This window comes from Variovorax sp. KBW07, assembly GCF_003852515.1.
Lineage (GTDB): Bacteria > Pseudomonadota > Gammaproteobacteria > Burkholderiales > Burkholderiaceae_C > Variovorax.
In genome coordinates this window covers 29,734-43,073 of sequence record NZ_QAJK01000107.1, presented here as the reverse complement: position 1 = coordinate 43,073, position 13,340 = coordinate 29,734, and the positions used below count along the sequence as shown (strand labels likewise).

12 protein-coding genes are annotated in these 13,340 nt (G+C 67.7%); 6 read left to right on the top strand and 6 right to left on the bottom strand.

The features are described 5' to 3' along the window. The first annotated feature begins 303 nt into the window (after positions 1 to 303). From atpE to DBV14_RS21255, 6 genes are all read left to right on the top strand, one after another. A complete protein-coding gene (gene atpE / locus DBV14_RS21280) occupies positions 304 to 543 on the top strand; it encodes a F0F1 ATP synthase subunit C (RefSeq protein WP_013538854.1) in 240 nt (79 codons plus the stop codon). Between the two features lie 202 nt (positions 544 to 745). Then, positions 746 to 1,951, top strand: a complete 1,206-nt coding sequence (locus tag DBV14_RS21275; RefSeq protein WP_124461794.1) for an ABC transporter substrate-binding protein — start codon at positions 746 to 748, stop codon at positions 1,949 to 1,951. Positions 1,952 to 2,100: 149 nt separating this feature from the next. Then, positions 2,101 to 3,021 (top strand): branched-chain amino acid ABC transporter permease, encoded by a 921-nt coding sequence (locus DBV14_RS21270; RefSeq protein WP_124461793.1) that lies wholly within the window; start codon positions 2,101 to 2,103, stop codon positions 3,019 to 3,021. Beyond that, entirely contained in the window at positions 3,018 to 4,004 is a 987-nt protein-coding gene (locus DBV14_RS21265) for a branched-chain amino acid ABC transporter permease (RefSeq protein ID WP_124461791.1), read from the top strand. The genes DBV14_RS21270 and DBV14_RS21265 overlap by 4 nt, the downstream gene beginning before the upstream one ends. After that, positions 4,001 to 4,756 (top strand): ABC transporter ATP-binding protein, encoded by a 756-nt coding sequence (locus tag DBV14_RS21260; RefSeq protein ID WP_124461789.1) that lies wholly within the window; start codon positions 4,001 to 4,003, stop codon positions 4,754 to 4,756. Before DBV14_RS21265 ends, DBV14_RS21260 begins: the two co-directional genes overlap by 4 nt. Next, positions 4,753 to 5,481, top strand: a complete 729-nt coding sequence (locus DBV14_RS21255; protein ID WP_124461787.1) for an ABC transporter ATP-binding protein — start codon at positions 4,753 to 4,755, stop codon at positions 5,479 to 5,481. Before DBV14_RS21260 ends, DBV14_RS21255 begins: the two co-directional genes overlap by 4 nt. A gap of 31 nt (positions 5,482 to 5,512) precedes the next feature. Here DBV14_RS21255 and DBV14_RS21250 read toward each other — a convergent pair whose 3' ends face one another. From DBV14_RS21250 to DBV14_RS21225, 6 genes are all read right to left on the bottom strand, one after another. Continuing rightward, a complete protein-coding gene (locus DBV14_RS21250) occupies positions 5,513 to 6,124 on the bottom strand; it encodes a class I SAM-dependent methyltransferase (RefSeq protein WP_124461785.1) in 612 nt (203 codons plus the stop codon). A 65-nt stretch (positions 6,125 to 6,189) separates the two neighbouring features. Then, positions 6,190 to 6,534: a hypothetical protein gene (locus tag DBV14_RS21245; protein ID WP_185546082.1), complete on the bottom strand. Its 345-nt coding sequence runs from the start codon at positions 6,532 to 6,534 to the stop codon at positions 6,190 to 6,192. A gap of 23 nt (positions 6,535 to 6,557) precedes the next feature. Beyond that, positions 6,558 to 7,013: a hypothetical protein gene (locus DBV14_RS21240; protein ID WP_124461783.1), complete on the bottom strand. Its 456-nt coding sequence runs from the start codon at positions 7,011 to 7,013 to the stop codon at positions 6,558 to 6,560. A gap of 14 nt (positions 7,014 to 7,027) precedes the next feature. Then, a complete protein-coding gene (locus tag DBV14_RS21235) occupies positions 7,028 to 10,609 on the bottom strand; it encodes a filamentous hemagglutinin N-terminal domain-containing protein (RefSeq protein WP_124461781.1) in 3,582 nt (1,193 codons plus the stop codon). A 23-nt stretch (positions 10,610 to 10,632) separates the two neighbouring features. Beyond that, a complete protein-coding gene (locus DBV14_RS21230) occupies positions 10,633 to 12,297 on the bottom strand; it encodes a ShlB/FhaC/HecB family hemolysin secretion/activation protein (RefSeq protein WP_124461780.1) in 1,665 nt (554 codons plus the stop codon). Positions 12,298 to 12,479: 182 nt separating this feature from the next. Then, positions 12,480 to 13,193, bottom strand: a complete 714-nt coding sequence (locus DBV14_RS21225; RefSeq protein WP_124461778.1) for an SDR family oxidoreductase — start codon at positions 13,191 to 13,193, stop codon at positions 12,480 to 12,482. Between the last annotated feature and the right edge of the window lie 147 nt (positions 13,194 to 13,340).

Genomic DNA, 13,340 nt, shown 5'->3' with positions numbered 1-13,340 from the left:
TGGTGTACCGCTGATCAACGACCACTCTGATGACGCTCACGCGGATGGTGTGCTCTGCGCAGCGAAATAAAGGAGGAGCGAAGCGGGGGACATTCGCGGAGCAGAGCACACCGTCGGCGTGAGCGTCGCCCTGAACAGTGCCCTGAATGAACCGAACAGCCGGCCTCTCACGAACGCCCGACAGTTCTTACCGACAGCCTTGCATACAGGACATGACCTCTCACGTCATGGACCCCGCGCACTCGTTGCGGGACAGTACGTCCATCGATCAATCAATCAGTCAACCAACCAGGAGAAAACACCATGACCGGCTTCAACATCCTTCCCCTCGCAGTCGCCCTGCTGATCGGCATTGCCGCACTCGGCTCCTGCCTCGGCATCGGGCTGGTCGGCCAGAAGTTCCTGGAAAGCACCGCGCGCCAACCCGAAATGGTCGACGTGCTCCAGACCAAGTTCTTCCTCATCGCCGGCGTCACCGACGGCGCGTTCATCATCGCCACCGGCATCGGCCTCTGGTTCGCCACCGCCAATCCCTTCGGCTGAAGAAACCGGGCAAGCGCCCCCCCGGAAACGGGGGGCCTCCGCACCAGGAAGTGACACCGATTACTGGCACCATTCGTGCTAGCACCGTTGACACCGAATTGTTTATGGTTAAAGTATTTAGCTATCAACGGTTCGATGTCGCCGGTGCTGCATGGCGCAGCGCCGGTGCGTCGTTGTTTCATCCTTCCCAGTCGGAGAACCCATGAGCCACCTGTCCCCGAAGTCGCCCGCGCTGCCGCGCACCCTGCTCTCGCTGTTGCTCTGCGGCGCAGCCCTTGGTACTGCGATGTCGGCCATGGCCGCTCCCGTCAAGGTCGGTTTGGCCCTCGACATCTCGGGGCCTTTCGCGGCGCTGGGCGCCGAGGCGCGCGACGGTTTTGCGCTGGGCATCAAACAGCTCAACGGCAAGCTCGGCGGACAGGACGTCGAATTCGTGCAGGCCGACATGGCCGGCAGCCCCGACCAGGCCAAGCAGCTGGTCGACCGCATGATCCAGCGCGACAAGATCGATATTTTCAGCGGCCCCATCGGCTCCAACGTGGCGCTGGCCGTCGGCCCCACGCTGTTCAACGCCAAGGTGCCGTACCTCTCGGCCAATGCCGGTCCCAGCCAGTTCGCGGGCGCGCAGTGCAATGCCTTCTTCTTCGGCACCGCCTACCAGAACGACCAGTTCCATGAAGCCGCCGGCAAGTTCGCGCAAGACCGCGCGTTCAAGAAGATCGTGCTCATCGCCCCCAACTACCCGGCCGGCAAGGATGCGCTGGGCGGCTTCAAGCGCCAGTTCAAGGGCCAGGTGGCCGACGAGCTGTACACCAAGCTCGGCCAGATCGACTACGCCGCCGAACTTGCGCAGCTGCGCGCGGCCAAGCCCGACTCCATCTACTTCTTCCTGCCCGGCGCGATGGGCATCAACTTCATCAAGCAGTTCGTGGGCGCGGGCCTGTCGAAAGACATCACGCTGGTCACCAGCGGCTTCTCCGCCGACGAGGACGTGATCGGTGCGGTGGGCGAGCCGATGCTCGGCCTGTTCAACACCTCGCACTGGGCGCACGACCTCGACAACGCGGCCAACAAGTCTTTCGTGGCCGCGTTCCGCAAGGAATACAACGGCCGCTACCCGTCGGTGTATGCCGCGCAGGCCTACGACGCCATCCTGGCCATGGACGCGGCCGTGAAGCAGGCCGGCGGCAATGCGCAGAACCGCGAAGCCGTGGTCGCCGCACTGAAGAAAGCCAACTACGCATCGACGCGCGGCAACTTCAAGTACGCCAACAACCACTACCCCATCGAGAACTTCTACCTGCGCGTGATCGGCAAGGACGCACAGGGCAAGGTCACGAACAAGCTGATCAACACGGTGCTGACCAATTACGGCGACTCGTACGCCGACAAGTGCCCGCTGAAGTAAAGCTCGCCCCCAGGCGGGATAAAGCTCACCCCCAGGCTTCGCGCACTTCGTGTCGCTTCTCCAACCCCCTACCGGGGGCAACACCAGCGGCCCGGCAAAGCCGGTTCCGCGGTGTTTCTTGAATCCAACGCGGGCTACCTCTTGATCGTATGAGTGGAATTCTTGTTCTCGAGCAGCTGCTCAACGGCCTCGGCTATGGGCTGATGCTGTTCCTGCTGGCGGCCGGGCTCACGCTGGTGTTCGGCATCATGGACGTGCTCAACCTTGCGCACGGCTCGCTGTTCATGTCGGGCGCTTACGTGGCGGCCGAGGCGCACACGCGCACCGGCTCGTTCACCGCCGCCATCGTCATCGCGGTGGCGGTCACCGTGGTGGTGGCGCTGCTGCTCGAAGTGCTGCTGATGCGCCGCCTGTACACACGCGACCACCTGGCGCAGGTGCTGGCCACGTTCGGCGTGATCCTGGTGGCCGACGACATCGTGACGATGGCCTGGGGCCCGTCGCCGGTGATGGCGCCGACGCCGGCCGCGCTGTCGGGCCCGGTCAACCTGATGGACGGCCTGCCCTACCCGGCCTACCGCCTCGTGATCCTGGTGGGCGGGCTGCTGGTGGCGCTGGCGCTGTACCTGCTGGTCAACCACACGCGCATCGGCATGCGGGTGCGCGCGGGCGCTTCGGACCGACCGATGGCCGAGCTGATGGGCGTGCGCGTGGGCCGCATCTTCAACGGCGTGTTCCTGCTCGGCGCGGCGCTGGCCGCGCTGGCCGGTGCGCTGATGGGGCCCATCGTCGCGGTGCAGGTCGGCATGGGCGAAGCCATCCTGATTCCCGCGCTGGTGGTGCTGGTGATCGGCGGCATCGGTTCGGTGCGCGGCGCCTTCGTGGCCGCACTGCTGGTGGGCGTGGTCGACACGGTCGGGCGCGCCTTCGTGCCGATGCTGTTGCGCGCCACGCTGCCGCCCGCCACTGCGGCTGACCTGGGGCCGCTCTTTGCCGAAGTCGCGATGTACGCGCTGATGGTGATTGTCCTGATCTTCCGGCCCTCGGGCCTTTTCTCGGCGCGCGCATGAAGCACCCCTCACGCTACATCGGCCTCGGGCTGGTCTTCCTGCTGCTCGCGGCGTTTCCGCTGGTCGCGCCGCTGTTCGGGCTCGAGTTCTACATCGGCTTCGTGCGACGCGTGCTCATCGTGGCGCTGGCCGCGGCAAGCCTCAACTTCATCCTCGGCTTCGGCGGCATGGTGGCGCTGGGGCATGCGGGCTTCATCGGCATGGGCGCGTACACGGTGGTGGCGCTCAGCGACGCTGGCGTGATGTCGGCATGGATCATGTGGCCGCTGGCCGCGGTCGTCGCCGGCGTCGTTGCCGCGCTGATCGGCACCGTGGCGTTGCGCACGCGCGGCGTGTACTTCATCATGACCACGCTGGCCTTCGCGCAGATGCTGTACTTCGTGGTGGTGTCGCTGCGCCGCTATGGCGGCGACGACGGCTACACGCTCATGAGCCGGCCCACGCTGCTGCCCGGCCTCGACCTGGGCAACGAATCGAACTTCTACTGGGTGGTGCTGGCCATCGTGGCGCTGGCCCTGTGGTGGCTGCACCGCGCAACGCAATCGCGCTTCGGCCATGCGCTGATGGGCATTCGCGACAACGAGACGCGCATGCGCGCGCTGGGCTATCCGGTGTTCCGCCTGCAGCTGGTGGCCTTCGCCATCGCGGGCGCCATTGCCGGATTGGCCGGCGCCCTGCTGGCGGGCGGCAACGGCTTCGTGAGCCCCGCGACGATGCACTGGACGCAATCGGCCACGCTGCTGGTGATGGTGGTCATCGGCGGGCTGGGCCGCAGCTGGGGCGGGCCCGTGGGCGCGGTCGTCTGGCTGGTGCTTGAAGAAGTGTTGAAGCAGCACACGGAGCACTGGCACATGCCGCTCGGATTACTGTTGATTGCCGTTGCGTTGTGGGCGCCCAAAGGGTTGGCCGCACTGTACAAGCGCCGCTTGCCCCTCACCCCAACCCTCTCCCCGGAGGGGCGAGGGAGCGAGACAACACCATGAGCCTTTTCAGAATCGAAGGATTGGTCAAGCGCTTCGGCGGATTGCTGGCGACCGACCATGTGAACCTGACGGTGGAGCGCGGTGAAGTGCATGCGCTGATCGGGCCGAACGGCGCGGGCAAGACCACGCTGGTGAACCTGATCACCGGGCTGCTGAAGGCCGATGCCGGCCGCATCCTGCTCGACGAGATCGACATCACCAAGCTCAAGGACCACCAGCGCGTGGCCGCCGGCATGTCGCGCTGCTTCCAGGTCACGCGCGTCTTCGCCAAGGAAACCGTGCACGACAACCTCATGCTCGCGGCGCAGGCCCATGCGGGCAGCAGCCTGCGCTTCATGGCACCGCGCGCCACCGAACGCGACCTGGTCGACCGTGCGGTGGCGCTGGCCGACCGCGTGGGCCTGGGCAGCGAGCGCCATCGCATCGCGGGCACCTTGCCGCACGGTGCGCAGCGCGCGCTCGACGTGGCGCTGGCGCTGGCGGCCGAACCCAAGCTGCTGCTGCTCGACGAGCCGATGGCCGGCATGGGCCCCGACGAATCCGCGCGCATGGTCGAGCTGATCGAATCGCTGCGCGCGTCGATGGCCATTCTTTTGATCGAGCACGACATGGACGCAGTGTTCCGCCTGGCCAACCGGCTCACGGTGCTGGTGCAGGGCAAGGTGCTGATGAGCGGCACGGCCGACGAAGTGCGGGGCCACCCCGATGTGCAGGCCGTCTACCTGGGCACCGAAGCGGAAGGCCACTCATGACAACGACCACATTGCTCGAAGCGAAGGCGATCGAAGCCGGCTACGGCGCGAGCCAGGTGCTGTTCGGCATCGACATCGACATCCGCCCTGGCGAAGTGCTCGCACTGCTGGGCCGCAACGGCATGGGCAAGAGCACGCTGCTCAAGGTGCTGACCGGCACGCTGGCGCCCATGCGCGGCCAGGTGAATTTCGACGGCGCGGCCATCGGCGGCCCGAACAAGTCGATGCGGCCCGACGCCATTGCGCGGCGCGGCGTGGCCATCGTGCCCGAGGGCCGGCACGTGTTTCCGAACCTCAGCGTCGACGAGCACCTGCGCGCCTTCGCACGGCCGCGCCCCGGCAGCGCGCCGCGCTGGACGGTCGATGCGCTCTACGGTTTGTTCCCGCGCCTCGCGGAGCGCAAGGCCAACGCGGGCAACCAGCTCTCGGGCGGCGAGCAGCAGATGCTGGCGATTGCGCGCGCGCTCTCGACGCATCCGCGCCTGCTGATACTCGACGAAGCCACCGAAGGCCTGGCCCCGGTGATCCGCGAAGAGATCTGGCATTGCATCGCCACGCTCAAGGCCGAAGGCGAAGCGATCCTGGTGGTCGACAAGTACGTGCAGCGCCTGCTGCCGCTGGCCAACCGCCACGTGATCCTCGAACGCGGTCGCGTGGTGTGGCAGGGCGACTCGGCGGCACTCGACGCCGACCGCTCGCTGTGGACGCGCTACCTGGGCGTTTAGCGGGTCGTGCAGCCGGGCCTGCGATCGCCGCTCATTGCGGACGAAGCGCCAGGAAATAAACCCACGCCTCCTCGTTGCGGCCGATGCGCTCCATCTCCCAGTGCGTGCGCAGGCCGGCCGCCGCAAGCGCCTCGGCGAACCGTTCTTTCGCCCAGAGCACGGTGTGGCATTCGCCGTTCGTCTCGCCTTCGCCGACACGCATGGACACCAGGAAGGCGCCGCCGGGCGCGAGCGCATCGAAGACCTTGCGCAGGACCGGGCCGACCTGCGTGCGCTCGACATGGATCAGGACGCACATCGCGAGGACGGCGTCGTAAGGGCCACCCAGCGCATCGGTGACGACATCGAGCAGCTCGCCCTTCTTGCCGCGCTCCGCCTGCAGATCGAGAAAGGCCTGTACCGCATCGGTGCGCCTGACGGTCCCGCCCAGGGACTCGACGAAGTCGGCATCTCGCCCCGGACCGGAGCCGATCTCGAGCACGGTGCCGCCGGGGGGCACGAACTGCATCATCCGCCGCATCGCGTCCGCGATCTCGGGCTGCAGCGGGTGCTCGGCCACGATGGCGTTGTACGCGCGGGCCGAAGCTTCGTACGACTGAAGGGTGCGGCGCGAATTCTCCAGCGCCTGTGCGGGGATTTTCACGGGAGCCTTTCCGGCCCCTCGGACATCCGGTGGACCTGGATGGAAAGTCTAGCCCGAGACCTTGGCTAGCGCACTTCGCAGTCGACGGTATTCGACCTGGGTGCACCGCTGCCGTTCACCCCGAGGGACGTGCTCGAATTGAACATGGGCGGCGGCGTGAACTGGATGCCCGGGTTCGCCGGCAAGATCACAGGCGGTTGTTTGAACGAGGGCGCGTAGCCGAACTGCCCCGCGCTGAAATTGCTCGTGCCGGCCGGGTTGGTGACGTGGATCAGCCCATCGAGCACCTGTACGTAAAGGCCGGGCGCCCGTGCGGCGCCGGGCACCGGCGGCACGTTGTTCTGTGCAAAAGCGGGCGCGGCTGCCATCGCGACCACGGTGGCAAGCAAGGCGAAGAAGAGTTTTTTCATCGGTGTCTCGCGAAGGTGGCGGCTCAGGGCTGCTGAAGGGACACGACCATGCTGGCGTTGCCCTTCAGTGCGCCCATTGGCGTGTTGATGACGGTGGCGTCCTTGCTGCGCTGGCCCACGGCCCCGGCGGTGCTGCGAAAGCCGCCCTGTGCAAGCCCCAGCTCGATGCTGTCCTGCTGCGGCTTGCCGGCGTCGTAGTCGTAGCGCGTCACCACCAGCATCGACTGCGGCTGCAGGATCAGCTCGGCGCCGTCGTTGAACTTCAACTGGGCGTAGGCGTAGCTCTCGGTCATGAGCGTGTCGCCCCGGCGTATCTGCGAGTCCACGGCCAAGAGCCGGGTGGTGCCTTCGGCGCTGCGAACGACCAGCACGCCCGACAGGTTGGTCACCGTGCCGACGGCTTGCGCGTGGGCGGCTGTCGCCCATGCGAGCGATGCGGCAAGGGCCAGCAGGCCGGCGATGGATTGGAACGGTTTCATGGTGTGGGCCGGCCTCAATTGCAGTACATCTTCTTCGGGGGCGCGCTGGACTTGAGCTCACTCGCCGTTACCTGTTTGGTATCGGCCTTGTCCTTGTCGTCGGGCTTGTCCTTCGACTTCGGATCCGTGATGAACACAGCGCCGTTCATGGGCAGCAGCATGGTCACGACGGTGCTGGCGACTTCATTGGCCGCCTGCTGCACAGGCGCGACCGGTGACGACGCCGTCGGCGGCGACAGGACCTGGCAGAGTGGCGAGTTGGGCGCGATCGTGCAGATGTCGGCAGACGGTGGAGGCGCCACCGCGGGCGTCGATGCCACGGCGGAACAACCCGCCAGCGACGGGCTCACCGCGCACATGGCCGCGCTCGGCAGCACGGCGGTGCAACCCGGCAGCGCGGCGTTGGCGGCGCAGGCAGCCAGTGTCGGCAGCACGGCCGAGCAGCCCGGCAACGCGGCATTCGCGGTGCACGCCGCCAGCGACGGCGCGGTGACGGCCAGGGCGCGCGCCACGGTCGCGCTGCCCGACGGATAGCTGACGAAGAGCGTGGCAGTGCTGCTGCCCGATGCCACGGGCGGCGCGTTGACCTGGGCGAAGGCGCCGCTGTTGTACGCGCCGCGCGCCACCACGAAGTCGGCCGTCGCGCCGTTGGCGGGCACGAAGCCGCCGAGCGCGCCGAGGTTCAGCGTACCGCCGAGGTTGACCGATCCGTCCACATCGAGCAGGTCGAAGCCGTCGTTGCCAAGCCGGATGTTCAGCACGCCGCTGCTGCCCTGCGTGTAGTTGCCCCGCACGGCGAGCGTGCCCACGGCGCTGGCCGTGCCGGGCGACACGGTGCCGTTGTTGAACAGCGTGGCGTCGCCGCCCAGCGCGATGGTGCCGCTGCCCGCGATGCTGCCGTTGTTGTACAGGTGAGTGCCGCCGCTGCCCAGCGTGGTGCCGGCCTGCAGCACGATGGCGCCGTTGTTGGGATTGTCGGCGCCCATGCGCGCGTCGAGCGTGCCGCCTTCGATGCGCACCGTGCCGCCTGCTAGGTTGCGAAGCGGAACCGCGACCAGGCCCGCGCCGGTCTTCACCACCGCGCCGCCATTTGCCAGTTGGCCGTTGCCGGGCGTGAACACGGCGCCGTCGCCCAGGTTGAGCGTGCCGAGGTTGTTCCACGTCGTCGTGCCCGCCAGCGCCACTTCGGCGCCGGCCATGTTCACCACGTTGCGCGTGGTGAGCGCACCGCCCTGGCCCTGCGCCTGGATCACGGTCGATGCGCCCATCGACAGCGCCGGGGCCGCGGCCTTGACGTCCACCGCGCCGAGCAGCGAGATGTAGTTCTGCCAGGTCATGGCACCGGCACCGGAAAAGTCGGCGCTGCCATCGAGGCTCACGTTGTCGAGCGTCAGGCGCGCGCCGCTCGCCACCTGCATGCTGCCGCCGAGCGTGGAACTCGACAGGGTCAGTTGCCCGGCGTCGGCACGGATGGTGCCGGTCGCGCCGTTCTGGATGCCCGTGAACTGCTGGTCGCTGGCGGTGGCCTTGACCAGCGTGCCGTTATTGATGAAGGTGGCCATGACGCCGCCCGTGCCCGTGAACACGTTGGCGCGCGTGCCGGTGGTGGTGACGGTGCCGTCGTTCTCGAACTTCACGCGCTCGTCCTGCGCCACGATGGCGCCGTTGGCGCCCCTGACCTCGACCGCTCCGCTGTTCTTCCACATGCCGGCTTCGCGCAGGGTGACCGTGCCGTCGACCACCACGCCCGCACCTTGCGTCAGCAGCGTGTTGCCGCCGGTGTTGAGGCTCATGTCGTGCAGCACCAGGCTGTTGCCGCCCGGGCTGAAGCTCAGGTTGGTGCCCAGCGTCACCGCGTCGGACCAGGCGACCGTGCCCGTGCCGGTGAAGCCCGAGCCGGCATTGAAGGTCTGTCCGCCCGACATCGACAGCGTGGAAGGCGCGCTCACGTCGAACACGCCGCTGTGGGAGCCGCCCAGGCCGAGCAGCACCGTGCCGGGGCTGTCGATGCTCACGGTGCCGGCGTTGTTGAGCACGCCCAGGACCGGCGAGCCTTCGCGCTGCACGCGCAGAGTGGCGCCGGCGCCCACGTTGACGGTGCCCGCGACGATGGCCGAAGTGGGCGCGGCCAGCGTGGTGGTGCCGTTCCCGATGATGAGCGTGCCGTTGCCGGTCGCACCGCCTTCGGACACCGTCAGCACGCCGCCGTTCAGGTTCATGTCGGCGTTGAGCTGTGCCGCATGGCCGGCGCCCGGCGTGTCGTTCTGGTAGTTGCTGTTGAGATTGAGCCCGAGCTTGCCGTTCTTGCTGGTGATCGCCGCGTCAATCACGATGTTGTTGCTGGCGTTCAGCGTCAGCGTGGAATCGGCGGCACCGGTCTTGGCGATGGCCGACGAAACCGTGATGTCGCCGAGGCCCATCGTCGGGCTGCCCGTGGTGATGCTCACGTCGGTGCCCGCATCGAGCTGCGCCGTGATGATGTCCGCGCCGATGTGCGCGCCGGTTTCGTTCGAGGTGATGGCGTTGGTGCCGGTGGTGCCGCCACTGCCGCCGCCGGCCACGATCTCGATGTTCAAAGGGTCGATGTGCCACTCGCCGCCGCGGCCCACCACGGGCACGTTGACCACGTCGAGCGACCGCTGTCCCGAGGTGTCAACATAGCCGCCGCGCCCCGCGCTGCCGGTGGCCGACACGCGGCCGTCGATTGCTGCCGCGCCGTCGGCATACAGCATGACGTTGCCGCCGGTGGTGCCGTTGGCGCTGATGTCCGACGCGGCCGTGGTCTTCAGGTCGCCCGAGGCGCGCAGGAACACGCGGCCGCCCTCGCGCACCACGCTGTCGGCGTTGATGCTGCCGCTGTTGGTCACCAGGCCCGCCGCCAGGCCGATGCGTCCGGCTTCGGCCGCGATGCGCCCGAGGTTCTTGGCTTCGCCCGCCGTGCCGGTGATGGCCACGGAGACGCCCGGCGTGCCGGTATCGACCAGTTGCACGGTCTGCCCCGCGGCCAGCAGCACTTCGCCATGGGGCGCATTGAGCGTGCCGCTGTTGACCACGTTGGCGCCGACCAGGTAGATGCTGCCGCCGCTCGCGGCATTGACGGTGCCGGCATTGCGCACCTCGCCCGCGGTGGCCCCGCCCCGGAACGTGAGCCGGCCCGCGAGGAAGTCGCTGTCGCTGACGTTGAGCGTGCTCGCGATGAAGCTGCCGACGTCGATGCGCGCGCCGGGCCCGACCATGATGCCGGCCGGATTGATGAGCCAGAGCGCGCCGTTGGCCTTGATCTGGCCGTAGATCAGCGACGGGTCGCCGCCGACGGTGCGCGCCAGCAGCGCCGAGCTGCTGCCCGGCTGGCGAATGTCGACCAGCGCATTCGCGCCGACATTGAAGGTCGCGAAATTGACCAGTGCCTGCGGCGTGCCCTGCAGGATGTTCAGCGTGTTGCCGTTCTGCATGAACGACACGTTGCCGGACGTGACGCTCCAGCCCGTGGGCAGTGCGCCGGGCAGCGGCTGGGCCCACAGCGGGAGCGGGGTGGCTGCCGCGGCGCACAGCGCGGCGGCCAGCGACAGGAGTCGGCGTCTGAAGTTCGGGCGCATGGTGTGTTTGCCTTGTGTGGGGTTCAGAACGCCAGCATCGCGCTCAGGTGGGCGCGCCAGTCGCCGCGCTTCTCGGTCAGCGAGGGGCCTGCGTCGTTGACGCGGGCAATGTCCAGCCGCAGGCTGAAGTCGCGGCCCCAGCCGTAGCGCGCGCCCACGCCCATGCTCGACACATGGACCCGGCGCGGCAGCGTGGTGCCGGCCGTGCGGCTGTTGCTGCCCTGCCCCGCGTCGAAGAAGGCCAGCGCACGCAACTGGCCGGGCACGCCGGCCAGGGCGCTCAGCTCGGGTGAATAGAGTTCGGCGTTGACCACCACGCCGCTGTCGGCCACGACGGCGCGCTCCAGGAAGCCGCGCACCAATGTCTGGCCCGTCAGGCCGAACTGCTCGCTCGCCACCAGCGGCGTGTTGGTGTATTGCGCGCTGCCCGCCAGCCGCACCTGCCATCCGCTGGACGCGCTGGCCCCGCCGGACAGGTTCTTCGCGTACGAAGCGCTGCCGCGCAGCACGACGAAGTCGTCCCGCGTGCGGCGGTTGCCGGGCACCAGGTAGGAGTAGCGGTCGGTGCGGCCGTCGAGGTTGGTGTAGCGCGTGCCGCTGGGCAGGTTGCGCGACAGGCCCGCGCTGTAGGCCAGCACTTCGTCGACGCTGTCGCGCTGGCCGATGAAGCTCAGGCTCAGCGGCATGGTGACGTAGGGCACGCACGCGGCAATGGGCGGCGTCGGCGGCGCGATGCTCACCTGCTCGCCACCGATGTCGCAGCGCGAATCGATGCGGCGGCGGTCCAGGCCGACCACGAGCTTGGCGCTGCTTTCGCCGCTGCGGCCGAGAAAGTGGTTCCAGCGCAGCCCGTACACGTCGCCCTTGCCGGTGAAGCCCAGCACGCCACCGAGCGTGGGCGAGCTGGCCGGCGAGTTGACGCTCGACTTGCCGTAGATGAAGTCCAGGCTGTCGCCAAAGCCGTAGAGCGGAATGCGGTAGCCCAGCGAATACAGGCGCAGCCGCATGCCCGAGGGGCTGTCGGGCGAGGTCGTGTACGCCAGCGTGCCCACGTGGTCGCGGTTGAACAGGTTGGCGTGCTGCAGCGCGACGCCGGTGCGCCAGCGGCCGCTGGCCGCGGTGCCGGTGTTGTCGAGCGTGGTGATGAGGCGCAGCGGATCGTGGTCAACCACCGCCACCTTTGCGTCGATGGTGCCGGGACTGGCGCCTTCGCCGAGCGTCACGCCGATCTGCTTGGCCGGGCTGTCGTTGGCCAGTTGCACCGACTCCGAGATGGCGCGCAGGTCGGGCACGCGGCCCGTCTGCAGGCGCACGAGGCTGGCGCGGATGTTGTCCGAGTCGAAGTGCGTGTTGCCGCTGACCGTGACCGACGAAATGACGCTCGCCGTGACGCGCAGCTTCACCGTGCCGCCGGTCAGTTCCTGTTCGGGCACCGAGACCCGGACGGTCGTGTAGCCGGCGCGGGTGTAGGCCTGCTGCAGGGCGTCGATGGCGCGCTGGATGTCGCTGTAGGCCCTGCCGGGCCCCGCCATGGGTGCCACCAGCCGGTCGACTTCAGCGCTGCCGAGCAGCGTGTCGCCTTCGACCTGGAAGCGCGCGATGTCGAAATGCTCGCCCTGCGCGCCAGCGGCAAAGCCCGCCATCGCCAGCACGGCAGCCACGCCACATGGCGCCCACTTTCTCGTCATTCTTTGTCTCATTCGTTCACCCTGGGAACACCGTGGCTGAACAAATGAAACGCGATGGCGATCGTGTTCAGGTTGCTACATATAGTAATTCAACGTAAACAAAAGTGTAAATATGTTTCACACCGCGGACCAAGAGAGCTCGACGCGTTTCAAACAGTTGCTGCCGTGCAACATCCGAGGCGTCAGACCGACCGCGTGATCCCGCCGTCCACGCGCAGGTTCTGCCCGGTGATGTAGCCCCCGCCCTCGGACGCCAGGAAGCCGATGACAGCGGCGATCTCGCTCATCTTCCCGTAGCGGCCCATCGGAATGCGCGAGCGGAACTCGGCCTTCTCGGGCAGGCTGTCGATGAAGCCGGGCAGCACGTTGTTCATGCGCACGTTGTCGGCGGCGTACATGTCGGCAAACAACTTCGTGAAGGCCGCGAGGCCGGCGCGGAACACGCCGGAGGTCGGAAACACGGGGTCGGGTTCGAAGGCCGCGAAGGTGGAAATGTTGATGATGCTGCCACCGCCCTGCCTGACCATGAGCGGTGCTACGAGGCGCGCGGGGCGCACCGCGCTGAGCAGGTAGACGTCCATGCCGCGGTGCCAGTCTTCGTCGGTGATGTCGAGAATCGGCGCGCGCGGACCGTGGCCGGCGCTGTTGACCAGCACGTCGACGCGGCCCCATGTGTCGGTGACCTTGTCGACCAGGCGCTTGATGTCGTCGTTCGACTGGTTGGACCCGGTGACGCCAATGCCACCGAGTTCGGCGGCGAGTGCTTCGCCTTTGCCGGACGAAGAAAGAATGGCAACGCGAAAGCCATCGTCGGCGAGCTTGCGGGCAGCAGCGGCGCCCATGCCGCTGCCACCAGCGGTGACGATGGCTACTTTTTTCTGTGCTTCAGAAGACATGCAGGGTTCCTTGGTGGTTCTTGCGAAACCCTGCATTTAGCCAAGGATTCTTGTCGCCTGCCAGATGCGAGGTGTCTCTTGGTTTCGTGCTGCCGTTTGGAGCGGGTGCGGGTTCGGGTTCGGATACGGGTTCATTCGGGGCGCGTG